Source organism: Kitasatospora sp. NPDC101235 (genome assembly GCF_044767505.1).
Taxonomy (GTDB): Bacteria; Actinomycetota; Actinomycetes; order Streptomycetales; family Streptomycetaceae; genus Kitasatospora.
Map to the genome: position 1 here is coordinate 86,719 of NZ_JBIWNZ010000001.1, position 20,130 is coordinate 106,848.

Consider the following 20,130-nt stretch of genomic DNA (forward strand, 5'->3'; position numbering starts at 1 on the left):
ACGACATCGCCGAACAGGAGGCCGCCGGTGGAACGCAGGCGCGAGGCAGCGCTGACCGCAGGGACGGCGGGCCGGCGGCTGACCAGCATCGACGGCGGACGCGGGGACGGCCCCGCCGAGCCGGCCGGTCCGCCGTCGCAGAGGCCCGGCGGGGTGCGCAGGCTGCGGCCCGAACGCGACCGGGCGGCCCAGCCGCCCACCGTGCCCGAGCAGGCGCGGCTGTGGCACGTGGTGCTGAGCGTGGCCGGGCAGGTCACCCCGCTGTCCTCGCTGCGCGCCTCACTGGAGCAGCTGGCACACGACCACGCGTTCTTCCTGACCGCCCGCTACGCGGCCGACCACGCCGAGATCCGCTACTGGGAACAGGCCCGGGACCTGCACGACGCGGCGGCCATCGCGCTGAGGCTGTGGGGCGAGCACAAGGTCACCGCGAACCTGCCGCCCTGGGAGATCGTCGGGCTGGAGGTGGTCGACCGGGCGACGTACCACAAACGGGTGGCGGAGGGCTTCGGCGATCCGCCGCCGCCCCTGGGCGGCGTGCACCCGTACTGAGCCGTCCTGACGGTCCGGGAACGTCCGGGGCGGCGTCTCACCGGGCGAAATGCCGTCCGGACGGGACGGGCGCAGTCGCTACCCTTGGCGGCATGACCAGCGACCTCGCCACCGCCGACAGCCCCGTCCTCGCCGTAGCGCGCCGAGCCAGGGAGGCCGCCGCCGTGCTCGCCCCGCTGCCGCGCGGCGCGAAGGATGCCGCGCTGCTGGCGGTCGCGGACGCCCTGGTGGCCCGCAGCGCCGAGATCGTCGCGGCCAACGCCGAGGACGTGGAGCGGGCCCGGGCGGCCGGCACCGCCGAGTCGGTGATCGACCGGCTGACCCTGACCGACGAGCGGATCGCCGCGATCGCCTCCGACGTGCGCGACGTGGCCGGCCTGCCCGACCCGGTCGGCGAGGTGGTGCGCGGCTACACCCTGCCCAACGGCCTGGACGTGCGGCAGGTCCGGGTGCCGCTCGGCGTGGTCGGCATCATCTACGAGGCCCGCCCGAACGTCACCGCGGACGCCGCCGCGCTCTGCCTCAAGTCCGGCAACGCGGTGCTGCTGCGCGGCTCCGCCTCGGCCTACCGCTCCAACACCGCGCTGGTCGCCGTGGTGCGCGACGCCGTCGCCGCGGCCGGGCTGCCCGCCGACGCGGTCCAGCTGGTGCCGGGGGAGAGCCGGGACTCGGTGCAGGAGCTGATGCGCGCCCGCGGCTACGTGGACGTGCTGATCCCGCGCGGCGGCGCCTCGCTGATCCGTACCGTGGTCGAGGGCTCGACCGTCCCGGTGATCGAGACCGGCACCGGCAACTGCCACGTCTACGTGGACGCCGAGACCGACCTGGCGATGGCCGTCGGCATCCTGCTGAACTCCAAGGCGCAGCGGGTCAGCGTCTGCAACGCGGCCGAGACGCTGCTGGTCCACCAGGACGTCGCGGACGCCTTCCTGCCGCTCGCGCTGGTGGCGCTCGCCGAGGCCGGGGTGACCGTGCACGGCGACGAGGCGGTGCGGAAGGCCGCACAGGGCGGTCCGGCCACCGTGGTGCCGGCCACCGACGAGGACTGGGGCGCCGAGTACCTCTCGCTGGACCTGGCCGCCGCCGTGGTGCCCTCGCTGGACGCCGCCGTCGAGCACATCCGCCGCTGGTCCTCCGGTCACACCGAGGCGATCGTCACCACCTCGCAGGCCGCCGCCCGCCGCTTCACCAGGCTGGTCGACTCCACCACGGTGGCCGTCAACGCCTCCACCCGCTTCACCGACGGCGGCGAGTTCGGCTTCGGCGCGGAGATCGGCATCTCCACCCAGAAGCTGCACGCCCGCGGCCCGATGGGCCTGCCCGAGCTGACCAGCACCAAGTACATCGTCACCGGTGACGGGCACGTCCGGGGCGAGTCCGCGCAGACCGTCGGCGGGGGCGCGGACGCCCGCTGAACGCGGTACGCGGGGCGGCCGTCACACGTGTGACGGACCAACTGCCGGGAGCCACAGACAAATCGCCCGGCCGGTAATACGCTGAATCCGTGGCTGAGGATGTGGGGGGCTCTCCGTACCCCGACGGCGCCGACCACGGTGGTGCGGACGACGAGTTCGCCACCGTGGTCTTCGATGAGGCCTTCGTCCGGTCCGCCGCCGTGCACGAGCCGACCGCCAAGGAGCGGCAACTCGCCGCCGCCGAGGCCCGGTTCGAGCCGGACACCGCGGGCCCGGGCTGGGGCCGTGACGTCCCGGTCGGGGAGGGGCTGCCGCTGGAGCTGCGCCCGTACCCGAGCGGACTCGACGAGGACCACCTCTACCCCGATCCCTGGTCGGGGCCGGGCCGGGCCGCCGACCGCCGGGGCCGGCGGCGGTGGCGACGCGGCTACGACCCGGTGCGCGCCCGCGGGCGGTACGTGGCCCAGCAGCGCTGGCACCGGCCGGTGGCCTGGGTGCTCGCCGTGATCATGGGCGTGAGCCTGGTCGCGGTGGCGGTCGCGGCGGTCTACCAGGGCGTGGGCGGCTCCTCGGGCACGCCCCGGCGCCCCGAGTCCGGCAGCAGCAGCGCCGGGGTCGACCCGGGGCAGACACCGGCCGAGCCCCCGCTGGTGGTGACGGCGCCCGCCGGCTAGCGCGGGCGCACGCCCCGGGGCGGCGGTCACGGAGCGTTCCCGGGAATGTGCGCCCTGACCCTCGTGGCGGCGCCGGTGTCCGCCTACCCTGGTGGTGTGGGTGACCCGCGAGAGCCTCCGGAGGGTACGCCCGAGGGCGGTTCCGGCAACGAGGACGAATTCCGGTCCGTCGTGTTCGACGAATCGTTCGTGAGGGCTGCCCGCATCCAGGAACTGTCCGCCCGGGAGCGGCTGGCGGGCTCCTTCGGCAAGGCCACCCGGCCGCGGGGGCGGTTCGGCCTGCTGGGCACCGTCCCGCGCCAGGCGTTCGCCCTGCTGCTGCTCATCCTGCTCGCCTTCGGGGCCGCGGTGTACTTCGGGGTGAGCTCGCCGAAGGGGGGCGCGGTACGGCCCGAGGGAAGCCAACTGACCGTCAGCCTGGTCGCGTTGAGCCCGGCTTCGGCCGTCCACCCGGTCGCCGACCCGGCGAACCCGTTCGCCGTGCTGCCGCCCGGGTACGGGGACGGCACGATCGGGCTGAACACCCCGACCGGGGCCGCCACCGGGCACTTCAGCCGGGTCGAGGTGGCCAAGGCGCTCGACACCGTCCAGCGCTACCTGGTCGCCTCCTCGCTGTCCCCGGCCACGCTGGTCCAGGGCGCCACCGCGGACGTCCGGGCCTTCGTCACGCCCGGTGAACAGGCGGAGTTCGACGCGAGCGTGGCGCAGCCGGTGGACGACCGGCACCACGCGGTGACCGGCTGGATGGTCCGCTTCGACCCGGCGCAGGTCGCGCTGGCCTCGAACACCGTGAAGGTGGCCGGCGCGATGCGGATCGACGAGGCGGACAGCGGGACCCTGCAGATCACCACCGACCACACCTTCGTCTACGCGCTGAAGCCGGCCGGCGCCCCGGCCGGAGCGCCGGTCACCCTGGAGACCGTGCGGCGGCAGCTGACCTTCGAGTTCGACCGGGTCGACCTGGCCTCGGCGCAGCTGCGGCTGGTGGACTCGGTGGTGCAGGCCGGGCCGGAGCCCTGCGGCACCTCGACGGCGGGCTTCCTGCAGCCGGTGCTGGCCACCGCGCAGGGCGCGGTGGTCGCGCCGCCGACGCCGGTCGACCCCGGCAACCACGCCCGGCCGGGCTGGCAGGTGTGCGGGGTGCTGGCGGGCAGCTGAGGCGCCCGGGCGGTGGAACGGCGCGGCGGCCGGTGCCCCGGGCGGGACACCGGCCGCCGTCGCGGACCGGGCGGGTCAGTTGCCGCCGCTGCCCGAGGAGCCGCTGCCCGAGGAGCCGTTGCCCGAGGAGCCGTTGCCCGAGGATCCGCTGCCCGAGGAGCCGTTGCGGTTTCCGTTGCCGGTGAAGGTGTCGCGGAGCTTGCCGCCGACGGTCGCGGCGCCGCCGGCGACGTCCCGGAGCAGGCCCATCAGCGGGTCCTTGCTCTCCTTGACCGAGGTGGTGTAGTGCTCGGCGGCGGCCTTCCACTGCTCGGTGACCGAGGCGTCCGGGTCGTCCGAGCGGCGCGGGTAGGCGCCGGCCAGGATCGAGCGGTAGTCGTCGCTCTCCGCCCACTTCTTCAGCTGGGCGACCCGGACCACCGCGAAGGGGTGGGTCTGCGGCAGCACCTGGAGCACCTTGAGCACGCCGTCGCGCAGGTCGCCGGCCTTCTCGTACTCCTCGGCCTGCTCCAGGAAGGCGTCGACGTTCATCTCGGCCAGGTTGTGGCCCCCGGCCAGCTTCATCAGGGCCCGCATGGACGCCTGGAGGTCCTGCCCGGCGAGCAGGCCGGCCCGGTCGCTGGACAGCTCCGCCTTGCGGAACCACTCCTTGAGCGCGGTGATGATCGCGGTGATCGCCAGGTTGCCGAGCGGCACCCAGGCGATCCGGGTGGCGATGTTGGTGAGGATCATCAGCATCGTCCGGTAGACGGCGTGGCCGGACATCGCGTGGCCGACCTCGTGGCCGATGACCGAGCGCAGCTCCTCCTCGTCGAGCAGCTCGACCAGACCGCTGGTGACCACGATGACCGGGGTGTCGATGCCGATGCAGTACGCGTTGACCGTCGGGTCCTGGGTGACGTACAGGTCGGGGACCTGCTCCAGGTCGAGCACGTAGGCGGCGTCGCGCACCATGTCGTGCAGCTCCGGGAACTGGCGCTCGGAGGTCTTCACGGCGGTGGCCAGGAACATCAGCCGGATCGCCCGCTCGGAGACCAGGCCGGCGAGCTTCTTCAGGATGTCGTCGAAGCCGGTCAGCCTGCGCAGAGCGACCAGGGCGGAGCGGTCCGCCGGGTGTTCCCAGGCGCGGGTGGAGATCCCGGGGAAGCGCTCGCGGCGGCGGCTCGGGGTCTTCGCGGTCGTGTCGGTCATGGTCTGGGTCCCTCCTGGTCGACGGCGGCTGCGGCCCACTGGCCCGCTCCCCCCGCTGGTCTTCGCCTGCAACGACTGCCTGTGCAACGTGCGTGGTTGCGTACTCGTCCCCGGAGCCGGCGTACGGGCGGGTCGCCGCGCGGGCGGCGGGCACGTCACAGGGGTCGGTGGGCTGCGCCGGTGTGAGGCCGGTTTACCCTGAGGCCTGGATGACCGAGACCGGACCCGGCCGCGGTACCGAGCAGTTCGAGGAGCCCCGCAGATGTCCACCGACACGCTTGTCAGCCTGGCCGCGCCCATCTCCGACGAGTCCGGCCCCGGCCTGTTCCTGCGGATCATCGTGGTCGCGTCCTTCGTGGGCATCGGCCTGCTGGTCTGGATCATGGCGCGCGCCTTCAAGAACAACTAGGCCAGGGCCTTCCCCGGTCCTTTCCCGGTCCTTTCCCGGCCCCTTCCCCGGGTCCGCGCTCACGCCCGGTCAGCGGCGGTGGGCCGCCGAGCGGTTGCCGTGTAACCCCCCGTACGATGACGGGTGGGCCCTCGCCGGCCCGGAACAACCCCAGGTCCGTTCACCGAGCCGAGAAGGTCCCGCCGACCATGAGCACTGCTGCCGCACTCCCCGTTCTGAACCTCCTCGCCGAGGGCGAGGGGGGCAACCACGACAGTCTGAACCCGGCCCTGACCGGTGGCGCCGCGCTGGTCATCCTGCTGCTCCTGCTCTTCATCACCACCCGCTTCAACCGGGACCGCTGAGCCGCATTCCGGGACCGCTCGGGGAGCGTCCGGCCACCGGCCGGCCGCTCCCTCACGCATCTGCGGACAACCCTCACGCGGTCTGCGGGGGACCGCCACCCGGCCGTTCCCGCACCGTAACGGGTGTCGCGTAAGGTGTGGCGGCATGGGAGAGCAGGCCGGGAATCCCGGCGGACCGGAACCGGTGAAGAAGCGCCTCGGCGTGATGGGCGGCACCTTCGACCCGATCCACCACGGCCACCTCGTCGCCGCCAGTGAGGTCGCGAGCGCGTTCCACCTGGACGAGGTGATCTTCGTGCCGACCGGGCAGCCGTGGCAGAAGAGCGACCGTCACGTCACCCCGGCCGAGGACCGCTACCTGATGACGGTCATCGCGACCGCCGAGAACCCGCAGTTCTCGGTCAGCCGGATCGACATCGACCGCGAGGGCCCGACCTACACCGTCGACACCCTGCGCGACCTGCACGCCCTGCACCCGGACGCCGACCTCTTCTTCATCACCGGTGCCGACGCGCTCGCCCAGATCCTGTCCTGGCGCGACTCCGACGAACTCTTCTCGCTGGCCCACTTCATCGGATGCACCCGCCCGGGGCACACTCTGTCGGACGCCGGGCTTCCGGTGGGCGGGGTCTCCCTGGTGGAGGTCCCGGCGCTGGCCATCTCCTCCACGGACTGCCGCAACCGGGTCGCCCAGGGCGAGCCGGTCTGGTACCTCGTCCCGGACGGCGTGGTCCGCTACATCGACAAGCGGGCGCTGTACGCGCCGCGCGGGGACTGATCCGGGAGCGGTGCATGACTGATCGCAGCGACGGCCGGCGGCCGGAGGACTGGTCCACCGGGCAGTACCAGCAGCCGTACCAGGGCTACCGGCACCCGCAGCAGGAGCCGCAGTCGTACGAGCAGCAGCAGTACGACCAGTACGGGCAGCCGGTGTACGGGCAGGACCCGTACGGCTACCAGCAGCAGGGCCACCAGGGCTACGACGGGTACCAGCAGGGCGGCCAGAGCGGGCAGTTCCCGCAGCAGCAGTCCCAGTCGTACGAGCCGCAGCCGTACGACCAGCAGCAGTACGACCAGTACGGGCAGCCGGTGTACGGGCAGGACCCGTACGGCTACCAGCAGCAGGGCTACCAGGGCTACCAGCAGCAGCCGTACCAGGCCGTCGAGCCGCAGGCGCCGTCGCCGGCGACGGCCGAGGCTGCCGCGCCTTCCGCCGCCGCCCCCGGCGCTGCCGCGGCGGCCCCCGTCGTCGCGCCGCCGCGTCCGCGGGTGCCCCGGCCCGCCACGGAGCCGGTGCCGGCCAAGGCCGAGCCGCCGTCCGAGCAGGTCGCCGGGGCGCGGGCCGGGAAGGCCGGGAGCAAGGCGCCCAAGGACAGCTACACCACGGGCGAGTTCACCTTCGTCGACGAGGAGGCGGAGGAGACCGAGGACGTCATCGACTGGCTGAAGTTCGCCGAGTCCCGCAGTGAGGTGCGCGCCGAGCGCCGCCGCAAGCTGCGCAACCGGCTGATCGGCCTCGGTGTGGTGGCGGCGCTCGCGGCCGGCGGCGTCGGCGGGTACCTCTTCCTCACCGGCGACAAGCCGACCGCGGCCACCGCCGCCGGCGGGCGCCAGGTCAACGTCGTCCACCTGCGCGACCTCCAGGGCAAGGTGTCCAGCGCGCTGCTGGTCAACGACGCCTCCGGGAAGAAGGGCACGGTGCTGCTGCTGCCCGACACCCTGCGGCTGCCCGGCCCGGGCGACCCGCCGGTCACCACGGTCGGCCAGTCCATGGACGGCATCGGCGCCTCGGCGACCCGCGACGGCCTGTCCACCGTGCTCGGCGCCCCGGTGGCCGGCACCTGGCGGCTGGACACCCCGTACCTGGAACTGCTGGTCTCCCAGCTCGGCGGCGTCCGGGTGGACACCAACGCCGAGACCCACGAGGGCAACAAGCCGGACGGCAAGCTGCTGTCCGCGGCCGGGAAGAACACCATGCTCAGCGGCAAGGCCGCGGTCGCGTACGCCACGCTGCAGAACCCCGGCGAGAACCGGGACGCCCAGCTGGCCCGGTTCGGGCAGGTCCTGGACGCGGTGGTGCGCACCATGCCGACCGAGTTCAAGGACGCCAAGGACGACGTGCACCGGATGAACGCGGTGCTCGACCCCTCGCTGCCCGAGGACGCCCTCGCCGGGGTGCTCGTCCAGCTCGCCCAGCAGGCGAAGGACGGCCACTTCGGCACCACCGCGCTGACCGTCAAGCCGGACGGCAGCCTGGACGAGGCGACCGCGGGCAAGCAGGTCAAGGACGTGCTGGGCGGCACCGTGAAGTCCGCGGCCACCGGCGACGCCCCGGCCCGGGTCGCGCTCCAGGACGCCAGCGGCAACGACGCGGCGGGGGCCGCCGCGCAGGTCCAGATCGTCAACTCCGGTCTGACGTTCATCCCGGGCGGCGTCAAGGCCGCCCCGCAGGCCGCCAGTGAGATCCGCTACACCGACGACGCCCGGCAGGGCGCGGCGAAGTCGCTGGCGACCAGCCTCGGCCTGCCGGACACGGTGGTGAAGAAGGTGACCGGCGACACCCAGAACGCGGACCTGCTGGTCGTGCTGGGCAAGGACTACCAGCCGCCGAAGACCCAGTAGGGCGGTGGCCCGGGCCCGGTGGCGGCCCGGGTCGGGTGACGGCCGGTGTCGGGGTCGGGTGACGGCCGGTGTCGGGGTCGGTGACGGCCGGTGCCCGGCGGCGGCCGGGGGCCCGGAAAACGGTTCCGGGCCCGCCCGGGCGGCGTGAGATCCTGGAAGGCGACCCCGGCCGCGCGCCGGGGCGCCCCAAGCCGCCGAGCCGGAAGAACACCGTGACCGTCACCGACCACAGCCAGCAGCTCATCACCGTCGCCGCGCAGGCGGCGGCCGACAAGCTCGCGCACAACATCATCGCCTTCGACGTCAGCGAGGTGCTGTCGATCACCGACGCCTTCCTGATCGCCTCCGCGAACAACGACCGCCAGGTCCGCTCGATCGCCGAGGAGATCGAGGACCAGCTGCGCGAGCAGCTGGACATCAAGCCGGTGCGCCGCGAGGGCGAGCGCGAGGGCCGCTGGATCCTGCTCGACTACCTGGACATCGTCGTGCACGTCCAGCACTCCGAGGAGCGCTCCTTCTACTCGCTGGACCGGCTCTGGAAGGACTGCCCCGAGCTGCCGCTGCCCGAGGACGCCCTGGCCTCGCGCAACCGCCCGGACGCCCACACCGACGGGGCCGGCAACGCCGTCGCCCCCGCCGACGACTTCGGCAAGCCCGAGGACCTGCACTGAGCCGGGGCACCCGGGGCCCGCGCATCGTCTTCTGGCGGCACGGTCAGACGTCCTGGAACCTCGAATCCCGCTTCCAGGGCACCACGGACATCGAGCTGACCGGGCAGGGCGTCCTGCAGGCCCAGCGGGCGGCCCGGCTGCTCTCCGGGCTCCGTCCCGACCTGCTGATCTCCTCGGACCTCACGCGCGCCCGGCGCACCGCTGCCGAGCTGGCCGCGGTCACCGGGCTCGACGTGCAGCACCACGAGGGCCTGCGGGAGACCTTCGCGGGCTCCTGGCAGGGCCTGACCAACGCCGAGATCCGCGAGCGCTTCCCGGAGGAGTACGAGGCCTGGGCGGCCGGCGATCCGGTGCGGCGCGGCGGTGGCGGCGAGCTGGCCACCGAGGTCGCCGACCGCTCGGTGCCCGTGGTCCTGGAGGCCGTCGGCAAGCTCCCCGAGAACGGCACGCTGGTGGTGGTCAGCCACGGCGGGACGATCCGCACCATGCTCGGGCGGCTGCTCGGCCTGGAGCCGGCCCAGTGGGAGCGCTTCGGCGGGCTGTCCAACTGCTGCTGGTCGGTGCTCGGCCACGGCACGCGCGGCTGGCGCCTGCTGGAGCACAACGCGGGCACGCTGCCGCAGCCGGTCATCGGCGACGACACCTGAGCGGTCCCGGCGCGGGCGGCACCGGGCGCCGGGGGCCTCTCGGGGCCCTCGGCGGGGTCCGGAGGGAGCGGATTTCGCAGTTCCGGCCCTGACCAGCTAGAGTCTTCCTCGTTCGCAGGGAAGGAACGCGGCCCGGAAGGGAAGCGGGAGATCCGGTGAGTGCGGGGCTATAGCTCAGTTGGTAGAGCGCTTGCATGGCATGCAAGAGGTCTGGGGTTCAATTCCCCATAGCTCCACTCCGCATCGGCGGTCGTGGTCAGCCAGGGTCGCCCGTGTCGCGGGGCTATAGCTCAGTTGGTAGAGCGCTTGCATGGCATGCAAGAGGTCTGGGGTTCAATTCCCCATAGCTCCACAGCAGTTCGGAAGGCCGTCGCCCAAGGGGCGGCGGCCTTCCGGCGTTTCGGCCTCCCGCCGTTTCAGTCCCCCGCCGTTTCATCGAGCGGGCTCCGGCCTCAGGCCTCGCAGGTGTGGCTCCAGCCGCCCGGCGGCAGCGAGCCGAGCCGCTCGACCTGCTCCCGGTCCTCCGGGCCGGCCGGCACGTACACCACGATGTAGCACTCCGGCACGCCCGGCATCGTCAGGTAGGTGGCGTTCAGCCGCAGTACCCCGACCTCCGGGTGGCGGAACATCCGCAGCCACGCCTCCGGCGGCGCGACCTCCTGGCGGTCCCACAGCTCCCGGAACAGCTCGCTGCGCGCCGACATCCGCTGCACGTGCTCCTCCCAGGCCGGCTCGCCCACGTGCTTGCCGTACGCCGAGCGCAGCACCGCCACCATCCGCGGCAGGGTCTCCTCCCGGTTCTCGCAGGGGTTGCAGCACGGCGGGGCGGTCAGCATGCACCAGAGGCTGTTGAACACCACCCCGCGCGACGGGCGCATCCGATCGGTGCCGAACAGCGAGCGGTACGGGCCGGACTGCTCCTCGCGCTCGTCCTGTGCGGGCAGTTCATGGCCGTGCTCGACGGCTCCATCGTCAACGTCGCGGTCCCCCACCATCCGAACCGACCTGGGCGCCTCCGGCGCCGCACTCCAGCTGGTCATCGCCGGCTACACCATCGCCTACGCCGTGCTGCTCATCACCGGCGCCCGGCTCGGCGCCCGCTACGGCTACAGCCGGCTCTTCCAGCTCGGCCTGGCCGTCTTCACCGCCGCCTCGCTGGCCTGCGGCCTCGCCCCGGCCACGGGCTGGCTGATCGCCTTCCGGCTGCTCCAGGGCGCCGGCTCGGCCGTGATGGTGCCCCAGGTGATGAGCCTGCTCCAGCGCACCTTCACCGGCGCCGCCCGCACCCGGGCGCTCGGCCTCTACTCGGCGGTGCTGGCCGGCGGCACAGCGCTCGGCCAGGTGCTCGGCGGCCTCCTGGTCAGCGCCGACCTGTTCGGAAGCGGCTGGCGGCCGGTGTTCCTGGTCAACGTGCCGATCGGCGTGCTGCTGCTCGCGGCCGGCGCCCGGCTGCTGCCCCGGCTGCCCGGCGACGCCACCCGCGGCTTCGACCTCCCCGGCCTGGTGGTGCTCGGCGCGGCCCTCGGCCTGCTGGTGGTCCCGCTCGTCCTCGGCCACGAGTTGGGCTGGCCCGCGTGGGGCTGGGTGATGATCGCGGCCGGCGTGCTGCTGTTCGGCGTGTTCGTGGCCGTCGAACGCCGGATCGCCCGGCGCGGCGGACAGCCGCTGATCTCCGGGCGGGTGCTGCGTGCCCCCGGGCTGCGCCCCGCGGCCGCCGGACTGTTCTCGATCATGGCGGCCTTCGCGGGTTTCATGTTCGCCTTCGCCCTGCACCAGCAGGCCGCGCTCGGCCACAGCGCGCTGAAGGCCGGGCTCTGCTCGGCGCCCGTCGCGGTCGGCTTCGGGCTGTCCAGCATGCACTGGCACCGGCTGCCCGGGCGGCTGCACCGGGCCCTGCCGGCGCTCGCCGGGGTGCTGCTCGCCGGCGGCTACCTGCTGCTCGGACTGCTGCTCGGCGGCGGGGCGGAGGTCTGCGCCGGTCCGCTGGTGGAGATGGCCGCGCTCGGCCTGGCCGCCGGCTGCGCGTACGCACCGCTGTTCGCCCGGGCGCTCGCGGGGGTGGAGCCCGAGGACGCGGCCGACGCCAGTGGCGTGATGGTGACGGTCATCCAGCTCGGCCAGGTGATCGGCGTCGCGGTGCTGGGCTCGGTGTTCCTCGGCCGGGTCGACCTGCCGGCGCCGGCCGCCGAGTCGGGGGGCGCGGTGCGGACCACCCTGCTGGTCGCCGCCGCCGTGGTGCTGACCTCCGCGGGCTTCGCGGCGCGCAGCTGGCGGGCGGCGCGGTAGCGGGGACGGGGCGGGGGCCGGAGCGGCGCGGTGGCAGGGCGCCCGCCTGGTCGCCGCGCGCCCCGGGCGGGGGGCGTACGCCCGGGGCGCCGGAGGCGGCCCCGGAGCTCGGGCTTTCGGAGCCCGGGACGCGGGGCTCCCGGGGCGTGTGGTGCGGACCTCGGGAAACGGATTTCTGGAGCACCCCCCGGACCGTGTAAAGTAGTCGATGTCGCCGAGGGAAACGGTCGGAAACAACCGGGAACCACGGTGACATCGCAGGTCAAGGGGCTATAGCTCAGTTGGTAGAGCGCTTGCATGGCATGCAAGAGGTCTGGGGTTCAATTCCCCATAGCTCCACAGAAGTCGAGAGCCGCCTCCCGGAAACGGGAGGCGGCTCTTCGCCGTTCTGCCCGTGCCACCGGTCGGAGAGCCCGGAATCCCGCTACCGTCGTGCCATGGCCGATCTGGAGCGAAGGCGGAACGAGGAACTGGCCCGGATACTCCACCAGCTCGGCTGGAGTCCGGAACGGCTCGCCCGCGAGGTGAGCCTCGCCCTGCCGCCGGGCCTCGCCATCAGCTCCACCGCCCCGTACAAGTGGCGCGACCGCGGCATGGTGCCGCGCAGCCCGCACGACCAGGCGGTCTGCGAGGTGCTCAGTCGCACCCTCGGCATCGCCGTCACCTACGAACAGCTCTGGGGCCGGATGGGCGGCCACCGCGGCGCCAAGATCCTCTCGCCCAGGCTGCTCACCGACCCGTGGACCGCCGACACCGCCCAGACCGCACTGCGCGAGGCCGCCACCGACGCCGGCCCGGTCCGCCTCACCGACCTGTTCCGCAGCGCCGACCTCGACCAGGCCGCCGCCCGCCTCGACTCCCCGCCACCGCCCGTCGGCGGCGGGGAGGGCGCGCTGCGCGTCGAACCCGGGCTGGTCGGCGAACTCGGCCTGTCCTACCGCAGCAAGCAGAAGCTCGAACGGGCCTGCGGCGGCGGCCTCGTCCTCGGCCCCGTCCGGGCCGAACTCGCCATGCTGGCCAAGCTGCTGGAACTCGGCGCGTACGACGAACGGCTCGGCCGCGAGCTGTACGGCACGGCCAGCAGACTCGCCCGGCTGGCCGGCTGGGCCGCGTACGACCTCGGCCACGACGCGGCTGCCCAGCGGGCCTTCGTCGCCGCGCTGCGCGCCGCCCACGTCAGCGGCGACCCCCGGCTCGGGGTCGCGGTGCTCGGCGCACTGGTCGTGCTCGCCACCCAGGGCGCCGGCGGGCGCGGGCTGGACGCCGTGTCCGCGCTCGCCGGGGCCCTGGACACCCACGGCGCCGCGCTCAGCCCCACCGCCCGGGCCCGCCAGTACGGCCGGCTCGCCCGCGCGTACGGCCGCCGGGGTGAGGCCGAGCGGGCCGAGACCGCCGCCGCCCGGGCCTTCGCCGAGCTGGACGGCCTGCCCGGCGCCGAGGAGGCCCGGGCCGGCCTCGCCGGGATGGTGGGGGAGGGCCGGCTGGCGCTCGGCCAGCACCGGCTGGCGAAGGTGCTGCTCGCCGAGGCCGTGGCCGGGCTCGGGCCGGGGCGGGCCCGCTCCAAGGCGCTGCTGATGGTGCGCCTCGCCGAGGCCCACCGCAGGCTCGGCGACCAGCGGGAGGCGGCCCGCACCGCGGCGCTGGCGCGCTCGCTCGCGGCGGGGATGCAGTCCGAGCGGCTGGCGAAGGCGCTGCGGGAGTTCGACGCGGCGGGGCGGGTGGCGGCCCGGTGAGGGACGTCCCGGGGTCCCGCCGCCCGGGGAGGCCGCCGCGCCGCCGTCGGTGCGGGCGCGCTCCCGGGCGGTACTCCCGGGAGCGCGCCGACCCGCTTGCGGTACCCTGAGCCCATGCGAACCGTGCGCCTGCTCCTTAGCCGGCCGCGCTGACCAGGACCGGCTGCGCCCCCGGGCGGTGCCGGAGTCGGCGTGGCGTCCCCTCCTGCGAGGGGATTTTTTGTTTTCCGCCCCCGACCCCGTCCCGGGCCGGGTCCACGGGCCGGGCGCCTGCGCGGTTCGCCAACTGACATCGATGGAGCTTGAAGGACCATGAGCGAGACGACCCCTGCGTCCGGCGCGGCCGAGACCGCGACCGAGCCGTTCCGGTACAGCGCCGCGCTGGCGGCCGAGATCGAGTCCCGCTGGCAGGACATCTGGGAGAAGGAGGGCACCTTCCACGCCCCCAACCCCACCGGTGCGCTGGCCGACCCGGCGGCCGGCGACGTCGCCGCGAAGCCGCACAGCTTCATCATGGACATGTTCCCGTACCCCTCGGGCGCGGGCCTGCACGTCGGCCACCCGCTGGGCTACATCGCCACCGACGTCTTCGCCCGCTACCAGCGGATGACCGGCCACAACGTGCTGCACACGCTGGGCTACGACGCCTTCGGCCTGCCCGCCGAGCAGTACGCGGTGCAGACCGGCACCCACCCGCGGGTCTCCACCGAGGCCAACATCGCCAACATGCGCCAGCAGCTGCGCCGGCTGGGCCTGGGCCACGACCCGCGCCGCTCGATCTCCACGATCGACCCGGACTACTACCGCTGGACCCAGTGGATCTTCCTGCAGATCTTCAACTCCTGGTACGACGCGGACGCCCGCAAGGCCCGCCCGATCGCCGAGCTGGTCGCCGAGTTCGAGTCCGGCGCGCGTGAGGTCCCGGGCGGGCGCGCCTGGGCCGGGCTGTCCGTCGCCGAGCGCGACGAGGTCCTGGGCGAGTACCGCCTGGCCTACGCCAAGGAGGTGCCGGTCAACTGGTGCCCGGGCCTGGGCACCGTGCTGGCCAACGAGGAGGTCACCGCGGACGGCCGCTCCGAGCGCGGCAACTTCCCGGTGTTCAAGTCCAACCTGCGCCAGTGGATGATGCGCATCACCGCGTACTCGGACCGGCTGATCGAGGACCTGGACCTGCTGGACTGGCCCGAGGCCATCAAGCTGCAGCAGCGCAACTGGATCGGGCGCTCCGAGGGCGCCCGGGTCGACTTCGCGGCTCCCGGTGACGAGAAGATCACCGTCTTCACCACCCGCCCCGACACCCTGTTCGGCGCCACCTACATGGTGCTGGCCCCCGAGCACGGCCTGGTCGACTCGATCGTCCCCGCCGCCTGGCCCGAGGGCGTGCCCGCCGAGTGGACCGGCGGCGCCGCCACCCCCGCCGAGGCCGTCGCCGCCTACCGCGCCGCGGCCGCCGCCAAGTCGGACGTCGAGCGACAGGTCGAGGCCAAGGTCAAGACCGGCGTCTTCACCGGCGCCCACGCCGTCAACCCGGTCAGCGGCGAGTCCGTCCCGGTGTTCATCGCCGACTACGTGCTGATGGGCTACGGCACCGGCGCCATCATGGCCGTCCCCGCCCACGACCACCGCGACTTCGCCTTCGCCCGCGCCTTCGCGCTGCCGATGCGCTGCGTCGTCGAGCCCACCGACGGGCGCGGCTTTGACCCGGCCGAGTGGGACGACGCGTTCGACACCTACGACTCCGTCATCGTCAACTCCGCCCGCTCCGAAGGCGACCTGTCGCTGAACGGGCTGAGCGTCGTCGACGCCAAGGCCGCCGTCACCGCCTGGCTGACCGAGCGCGGCATCGGCGAGGGCACCGTCAACTACCGCCTGCGCGACTGGCTGTTCAGCCGCCAGCGGTACTGGGGCGAGCCCTTCCCGATCGTCTACGACGAGGACGGCGTCATGCACGCGCTGCCCGAGTCGATGCTGCCGGTCGAGGTCCCCGAGGTCGACGACTACTCGCCGCGCACCTACGACGCGTACGACGCCGGCTCCTCGCCGGAGACCCCGCTGTCGCGCAACGAGGCCTGGGTCAACGTCGAACTGGACCTGGGCGACGGCGTCAGGAAGTACCGCCGCGAGACCAACACCATGCCCAACTGGGCCGGCTCCTGCTGGTACGAGCTGCGCTACGTCGACCCGGCGAACTCCTCGGCGGTCGTCGACCCGGCCAACGAGCAGTACTGGCTGGGCCCGACGGCGAACAAGCCGGCCGGTGGCGCAGACCTGTACGTCGGCGGCGCCGAGCACGCCGTGCTGCACCTGCTGTACGCGCGCTTCTGGCACAAGGTGCTGCACGACCTGGGCCACGTCTCGTCCGTCGAGCCGTTCCACAAGCTGTTCAACCAGGGCATGATCACCGCCGACGTCTACCGCGACGAGCGCGGCTTCCCGGTGCCCGCCGCCGAGGTCGAGGAGCGCGACGGCCAGTACTTCTGGCAGGGCGAGCCGGTCAAGCGCGAGGCCGGGAAGATGGGCAAGTCCCTGAAGAACGCCGTCGCGCCGGACGACATCGCCGACGAGTACGGCGCCGACACGCTGCGCCTGTACGAGATGTCGATGGGCCCGCTGGACGTCTCCCGCCCGTGGGACACCCGCGCCGTCGTCGGCTCGTACCGCTTCCTGCAGCGCCTGTGGCGCAACGTCGTCTCGGAGACCACCGGCGAGCTGGTCGTCACCGAGGAGGAGCCGGACGAGGCGACGCTGCGCGCCCTGCACAAGGCGATCGACGGCATCCGCGGCGACATGGCCGGGCTGCGCTTCAACACGGCCGTCGCCAAGGCCATCGAGCTGAACAACTACCTGGTCAAGCGCGGCTCCACGCCGCGGGCGGTGGCCGAGCAGCTGGTGCTGATGGTCGCGCCGCTGGCCCCGCACGTCGCCGAGGAGCTGTGGCGTCGGCTGGGCCACGGCGAGTCGCTGGCGCACACCGACTACCCGGTCGCCGACCCGGCGTACGTGGTGGACGAGACGGTGACCTGCGTGGTCCAGATCAAGGGCAAGGTCAAGGCGCGGCTGGAGGTCGCGCCGGGCATCTCGGACGCCGAGCTGGAGGCGCTGGCGCTGGCGGAGCCGGTGGTCGTCGCGGCGATCGGCGGGGCCGAGGTGCGGAAGGTGATCGCGCGGGCGCCGAAGCTGGTGAACATCGTCACCGGCTGAGTGCGGCCGCTGCTGCGGGAGTGATCGGGCGGGCGTCCTTCGGGGCGCCCGCCCGGCGTTTGCGGGGGTGGCGGCGAGGGTGGGGGTGCGGCGGCGAGGGTGAGGCCGGGGGTGCGTGGGGGTGGGGGTTCGAGGGACCTCGGGGAGATCCCGGATCTGACCCTGATCTCCGCCTGCGAGGGCTGCTCGGGCTGCCCTCGGGCGGACTCCGGCGGCTACGGTGGAACCCACGGCGATGCGGCCCGCGTTGGGCCCGGTGGCGGCCGGAACGACGGCGGAAGGTGGCGCGCGATGGACGTGTTCGGCGTGATGATCGGATTGGTCCTGCTCTTCGGGGTCGCGGTGATGGTCCTGGCCGTGGTCGGAACGGTCAAGGCCGCCAAGGCCGTCGGCAAGAAGATCGAGAAGCACGAGGCCAACGCCCGGCGCGCCGTCGAGACCGCCACCCTCAAGGCGAAGACGTACACCAAGATCGGCCCGCCCGCGCAGATCGCCTCCGTCCGGCTGGGCCTGCGGACCTCGCTCGACGGCACCCGGCAGGTGCTGGAGGGCGGCCTCGCCCAGGACGGCCAGCTCGGCGAGTCGCTCGCCCTGCTCCGCCGGCTCGACGCGCACGCCGCCGAGCTCGACGGCGAACTGCGGATGCTGGAGCGCGAACCGGACACCGCGCGGATCGCCGCCAAGCTGCCGGAACTGCGCGAGCGGGCGGAGCGGATCACGCACTCGGCGGAGACCATGCGCTGGGCGGCGCAGGACCGGATGCACCGGTTCGCGGACGACGAGCTGAGCCGGCTGAGCCAGGAGTGCGAGAGCGAGGCGGGGGCGCTGCGGCACTGGGACGCCGCGGGGGGCGCTTCCTCGGGTACCTCGGGTACCTCGGGTTCCTCGGGTTCGTCGGGTTCGTCGGGGGGCTCCTCGGGCGGGGCGACGGGTTCTGGGGGCTCTTCGGCCCGGGGTGCTTCGGGTTCTGCCGGTTCGGCGGGGGCGGCCGGGGGTGCGGCTCGGGCCGGGCTGACCGACGGGAAGGGGCGTCCGAGTGCGGAGGAGCTGCTCGGGCTGGCCGATCCGCTGACCAAGCTGGCGCAGCGGCTGCGCAAGCCCTCGACCGGGCCTTCGGCGGGGCCCTCGGCCGGCTGACCCGGTAGGCGCGGCGCGAGGCCTTCGGCCGGTGCCCGGACCGGGCGCTGTCCTCCCGGTCCGGCGGGGAGTAACCTCCGGCTCATGCCCTCCGACCTCGCACTTGTCACCGATTCCACGGCCTATCTGCCGCAGGAGACCCTCGACCGTTACGGGATCACGATGGTCCCGCTGAGCGTCGCGGTCGGTGACTCGGTCCTGAGCGAGGGCGTCGAGATCTCCCCGAAGGACGTGGCCGAGGCGTTGCGCGGCAAGCAGCGGGTGACCACCTCCCGGCCGAACCCGGAAACCTTCGCCGCCACCTACCGGGCGGCCGCCGGGGCCGGGGCGAAGGGGATCGTCTCGGTGCACATCTCCGGCGAACTGTCCGGCACCGTCGAGGCCGCCCGGCTGGCCGCCGCCGAGGCGCCCGTACCGGTGCGGGTGGTGGACAGCCGGATGGTCGGGATGGCGCTCGGGTACGGCGTGCTGGCGGCGGCCGAGGCGATCGCGGCCGGGCAGGGCCTGGCGGAGGCGGCCGAGGCGGCCGGCCGGCGGGCGGCCGGGACCAGCGGGTTCTTCTACGTCGACACCCTGGAGCACCTGCGCCGGGGCGGCCGGATCGGGGCGGCGCGGGCGCTGCTCGGCTCGGCACTCGCGGTCAAGCCGCTGCTGCACCTGGACGGGGGGCGGATCGAGCCGCTGGAGAAGGTGCGGACGGCGTCGCGGGCGATCGCGCGGCTGGAGGAGATCGCGGTCGAGCGCTCGGGGGAGCAGGAGGTCGACATCACCGTGCACCACCTGGCCGCCGAGGACCGGGCCGAACCGCTCGCGGAGCGGCTGCGGGCACGGGTGCCGGGGCTGGGGGAGCTGTACGTCGGCGAGGTGGGGGCGGTGATCGGCGCGCACGTCGGGCCGGGGCTGCTCGCGGTGGTGGTCGCGCCGCGCTGAGGGCGGGGGCGGCCGTTGGCGGGCGGTCGGTCGGCCGGTCCGTTGGGCGCCCGGTCAACGTCGGGTGGTCCTGCTCGCTCTTGTGAGTGATGCGTTTTATCCACAACCCCCGGGTTATCCACAGGGTTTCGTTAATTTCCGCGCGTCCGCCGCAAGGCTCCTACCGTCCTCGGCATGACGACCATGGGCCTGGGCGCGGCGAAGCGCGATGCGATCAACGAGACGGTGCGGCTGCGGATGGCCGCGCTGCTGCCGACGGATGACGAGGCGGTGGGCGGCGCGGGCGGGGGTCCCCCGGGGGCGGCCTCGCCGTCGACGGGGGAGCGGGCGGCGTCTGCCACCGGGCCGCCGTCGCCGGCCGCGATGCCGGCCGCGATGCCGGCGCCGCCGGATGCGGGTGGTGCGACGGACCCGGGCGAAGCAGGGGATCCATCGGAGGTCGGGGTGCGCCCGCGGTTCTCCTCGTTCCCCATGTCGGCCTCGGCGCTGGCGCTCGACCGGCGCGCGGTGGCCGGGCTGGCCATCCTGCTGCTGTTCGCGGTCGGCTACGCCGTCCAGCACTTCTGGCTGGCCCGGCCGGAGACGGTCGCCGTGCCCGCACTGGCGGCGGTCGCGGCACCGTCGGGAGCCGAGCCGTCCGTCCCCGCCGACACCTCTGCCGCGGCTGCGTCCGGAGCAGGAACCGGAACAGGAGCCGGAACCGGGGGCGGTGCCGGATCGGCCGTTGTGGTGGACATCGGCGGGCGGGTCCATCTTCCCGGCCTGCACACCCTGCCCGGCGGCTCCCGGGTGGCCGACGCCCTGCGAGCGGCGGGCGGTCCGCTGCCGGAGACGGACACCAGGAACCTCAACCTGGCCCGATTCCTGACGGACGGTGAACAGATCCTGGTCGGCGAACAGGCGCCCGTCCCCGCCCCGGCGGGCGGAAGCGGGAGCGGGCCTCCGGGCCCCGCCACGCCCCGACCACCCGTCAGCCTCAACCGCGCCACTCTCGAACAGCTCGACACCCTCCCCGGTGTCGGCCCCACCCTCGCCCAACGCATCCTCGCCTACCGCACCTCGCACGGTTCCTTCCGCTCCCTCGACCAGCTCCGGCAGGTCAGTGGCATCGGGGCCCGTACGTATGCCGAACTCCGTCCGTTGCTCACCCTCTGACGCCT

General features: G+C 73.9%; 18 protein-coding genes and 3 tRNA genes. 19 read left to right on the top strand and 2 right to left on the bottom strand.

Annotated features, from left to right (window positions below; genetic code table 11):
• The first annotated feature begins 27 nt into the window (after window positions 1–27).
• From ACIRRH_RS00370 to ACIRRH_RS00385, 4 genes are all read left to right on the top strand, one after another.
• Window positions 28–552 carry a hypothetical protein gene (locus ACIRRH_RS00370; protein WP_403059519.1) on the top strand — a complete coding sequence of 175 codons (525 nt, stop codon included), beginning with the start codon at window positions 28–30 and terminating at the stop codon, window positions 550–552.
• Window positions 553–644: 92 nt separating this feature from the next.
• Window positions 645–1,967, top strand: a complete 1,323-nt coding sequence (locus tag ACIRRH_RS00375) for a glutamate-5-semialdehyde dehydrogenase (protein ID WP_403059522.1) — start codon at window positions 645–647, stop codon at window positions 1,965–1,967.
• Window positions 1,968–2,056: 89 nt separating this feature from the next.
• Window positions 2,057–2,641, top strand: a complete 585-nt coding sequence (locus ACIRRH_RS00380; RefSeq protein ID WP_403059525.1) for a hypothetical protein — start codon at window positions 2,057–2,059, stop codon at window positions 2,639–2,641.
• Between the two features lie 96 nt (window positions 2,642–2,737).
• On the top strand, window positions 2,738–3,799 hold the full coding sequence (locus ACIRRH_RS00385; RefSeq protein WP_403059528.1) for a hypothetical protein: 1,062 nt from the start codon (window positions 2,738–2,740) through the stop codon (window positions 3,797–3,799).
• Window positions 3,800–3,874: 75 nt separating this feature from the next.
• Here ACIRRH_RS00385 and ACIRRH_RS00390 read toward each other — a convergent pair whose 3' ends face one another.
• The gene (locus tag ACIRRH_RS00390) at window positions 3,875–4,990 is read right to left on the bottom strand and encodes a M48 family metallopeptidase (protein ID WP_403059531.1); all 1,116 of its coding nucleotides are present in this window, start codon (window positions 4,988–4,990) and stop codon (window positions 3,875–3,877) included.
• A gap of 262 nt (window positions 4,991–5,252) precedes the next feature.
• Between ACIRRH_RS00390 and ACIRRH_RS00395 the strand changes: the two genes are divergently transcribed.
• The 8 genes from ACIRRH_RS00395 (at window position 5,253) to ACIRRH_RS00430 (ending at window position 10,035) form a co-directional block, all read left to right on the top strand.
• Window positions 5,253–5,399, top strand: a complete 147-nt coding sequence (locus ACIRRH_RS00395; RefSeq protein ID WP_188295498.1) for a hypothetical protein — start codon at window positions 5,253–5,255, stop codon at window positions 5,397–5,399.
• 188 nt (window positions 5,400–5,587) lie between these two features.
• Window positions 5,588–5,743 carry a hypothetical protein gene (locus tag ACIRRH_RS00400; RefSeq protein ID WP_224284513.1) on the top strand — a complete coding sequence of 52 codons (156 nt, stop codon included), beginning with the start codon at window positions 5,588–5,590 and terminating at the stop codon, window positions 5,741–5,743.
• A gap of 145 nt (window positions 5,744–5,888) precedes the next feature.
• Window positions 5,889–6,521, top strand: a complete 633-nt coding sequence (gene nadD, locus ACIRRH_RS00405; RefSeq protein WP_403059535.1) for a nicotinate-nucleotide adenylyltransferase — start codon at window positions 5,889–5,891, stop codon at window positions 6,519–6,521.
• Between the two features lie 14 nt (window positions 6,522–6,535).
• On the top strand, window positions 6,536–8,365 hold the full coding sequence (locus ACIRRH_RS00410) for a LytR C-terminal domain-containing protein (protein ID WP_403059538.1): 1,830 nt from the start codon (window positions 6,536–6,538) through the stop codon (window positions 8,363–8,365).
• A 212-nt stretch (window positions 8,366–8,577) separates the two neighbouring features.
• Window positions 8,578–9,036 carry a ribosome silencing factor gene (gene rsfS / locus ACIRRH_RS00415; RefSeq protein ID WP_403059541.1) on the top strand — a complete coding sequence of 153 codons (459 nt, stop codon included), beginning with the start codon at window positions 8,578–8,580 and terminating at the stop codon, window positions 9,034–9,036.
• Complete coding sequence (locus tag ACIRRH_RS00420) at window positions 9,033–9,683, top strand: histidine phosphatase family protein (RefSeq protein ID WP_403061055.1); 651 nt, start codon at window positions 9,033–9,035, stop codon at window positions 9,681–9,683. The genes rsfS and ACIRRH_RS00420 overlap by 4 nt, the downstream gene beginning before the upstream one ends.
• 163 nt (window positions 9,684–9,846) lie before the next feature.
• Window positions 9,847–9,919: transfer RNA gene (locus tag ACIRRH_RS00425), tRNA-Ala, on the top strand.
• A gap of 43 nt (window positions 9,920–9,962) precedes the next feature.
• Window positions 9,963–10,035 (top strand) — tRNA-Ala (locus ACIRRH_RS00430).
• 100 nt (window positions 10,036–10,135) lie between these two features.
• On the opposite strand, the gene ACIRRH_RS00435 is transcribed toward ACIRRH_RS00430, so the two are convergent.
• Window positions 10,136–10,723 carry a hypothetical protein gene (locus tag ACIRRH_RS00435; RefSeq protein WP_403059544.1) on the bottom strand — a complete coding sequence of 196 codons (588 nt, stop codon included), beginning with the start codon at window positions 10,721–10,723 and terminating at the stop codon, window positions 10,136–10,138.
• Here ACIRRH_RS00435 and ACIRRH_RS00440 point away from each other — a divergent pair.
• The 7 genes from ACIRRH_RS00440 (at window position 10,722) to ACIRRH_RS00470 (ending at window position 20,125) form a co-directional block, all read left to right on the top strand.
• Window positions 10,722–11,969, top strand: a complete 1,248-nt coding sequence (locus tag ACIRRH_RS00440) for an MFS transporter (protein ID WP_403061058.1) — start codon at window positions 10,722–10,724, stop codon at window positions 11,967–11,969. The genes ACIRRH_RS00435 and ACIRRH_RS00440 overlap by 2 nt on opposite strands.
• A 266-nt stretch (window positions 11,970–12,235) precedes the next feature.
• Window positions 12,236–12,308: transfer RNA gene (locus ACIRRH_RS00445), tRNA-Ala, on the top strand.
• 98 nt (window positions 12,309–12,406) lie between these two features.
• Window positions 12,407–13,702, top strand: a complete 1,296-nt coding sequence (locus tag ACIRRH_RS00450; protein WP_380770340.1) for a hypothetical protein — start codon at window positions 12,407–12,409, stop codon at window positions 13,700–13,702.
• Between the two features lie 312 nt (window positions 13,703–14,014).
• The gene (leuS, locus tag ACIRRH_RS00455; RefSeq protein WP_403059547.1) at window positions 14,015–16,903 is read left to right on the top strand and encodes a leucine--tRNA ligase; all 2,889 of its coding nucleotides are present in this window, start codon (window positions 14,015–14,017) and stop codon (window positions 16,901–16,903) included.
• Between the two features lie 291 nt (window positions 16,904–17,194).
• A complete protein-coding gene (locus ACIRRH_RS00460; RefSeq protein WP_403059550.1) occupies window positions 17,195–18,040 on the top strand; it encodes a hypothetical protein in 846 nt (281 codons plus the stop codon).
• Window positions 18,041–18,124: 84 nt separating this feature from the next.
• On the top strand, window positions 18,125–18,970 hold the full coding sequence (locus ACIRRH_RS00465; protein ID WP_403059553.1) for a DegV family protein: 846 nt from the start codon (window positions 18,125–18,127) through the stop codon (window positions 18,968–18,970).
• Between the two features lie 174 nt (window positions 18,971–19,144).
• Complete coding sequence (locus ACIRRH_RS00470; protein ID WP_403059556.1) at window positions 19,145–20,125, top strand: helix-hairpin-helix domain-containing protein; 981 nt, start codon at window positions 19,145–19,147, stop codon at window positions 20,123–20,125.
• The last annotated feature ends 5 nt before the right edge of the window (window positions 20,126–20,130 follow it).

Excerpts from the sequence above, each read along its gene's own strand:
- nadD (WP_403059535.1), top strand. The coding sequence starts at position 5,889 with ATGGGAGAGCAGGCCGGGAATCCCGGCGGACCGGAACCGGTGAAGAAG.
- ACIRRH_RS00390 (WP_403059531.1), bottom strand. The coding sequence starts at position 4,990 with ATGACCGACACGACCGCGAAGACCCCGAGCCGCCGCCGCGAGCGCTTC.
- ACIRRH_RS00410 (WP_403059538.1), top strand. The coding sequence starts at position 6,536 with ATGACTGATCGCAGCGACGGCCGGCGGCCGGAGGACTGGTCCACCGGG.
- leuS (WP_403059547.1), top strand. The coding sequence starts at position 14,015 with ATGAGCGAGACGACCCCTGCGTCCGGCGCGGCCGAGACCGCGACCGAG.
- ACIRRH_RS00450 (WP_380770340.1), top strand. The coding sequence starts at position 12,407 with ATGGCCGATCTGGAGCGAAGGCGGAACGAGGAACTGGCCCGGATACTC.
- ACIRRH_RS00400 (WP_224284513.1), top strand. The coding sequence starts at position 5,588 with ATGAGCACTGCTGCCGCACTCCCCGTTCTGAACCTCCTCGCCGAGGGC.
- ACIRRH_RS00435 (WP_403059544.1), bottom strand. The coding sequence starts at position 10,723 with ATGACCAGCTGGAGTGCGGCGCCGGAGGCGCCCAGGTCGGTTCGGATG.
- ACIRRH_RS00465 (WP_403059553.1), top strand. The coding sequence starts at position 18,125 with ATGCCCTCCGACCTCGCACTTGTCACCGATTCCACGGCCTATCTGCCG.
- ACIRRH_RS00460 (WP_403059550.1), top strand. The coding sequence starts at position 17,195 with ATGGACGTGTTCGGCGTGATGATCGGATTGGTCCTGCTCTTCGGGGTC.
- ACIRRH_RS00375 (WP_403059522.1), top strand. The coding sequence starts at position 645 with ATGACCAGCGACCTCGCCACCGCCGACAGCCCCGTCCTCGCCGTAGCG.
- ACIRRH_RS00470 (WP_403059556.1), top strand. The coding sequence starts at position 19,145 with ATGACGACCATGGGCCTGGGCGCGGCGAAGCGCGATGCGATCAACGAG.
- ACIRRH_RS00395 (WP_188295498.1), top strand. The coding sequence starts at position 5,253 with ATGTCCACCGACACGCTTGTCAGCCTGGCCGCGCCCATCTCCGACGAG.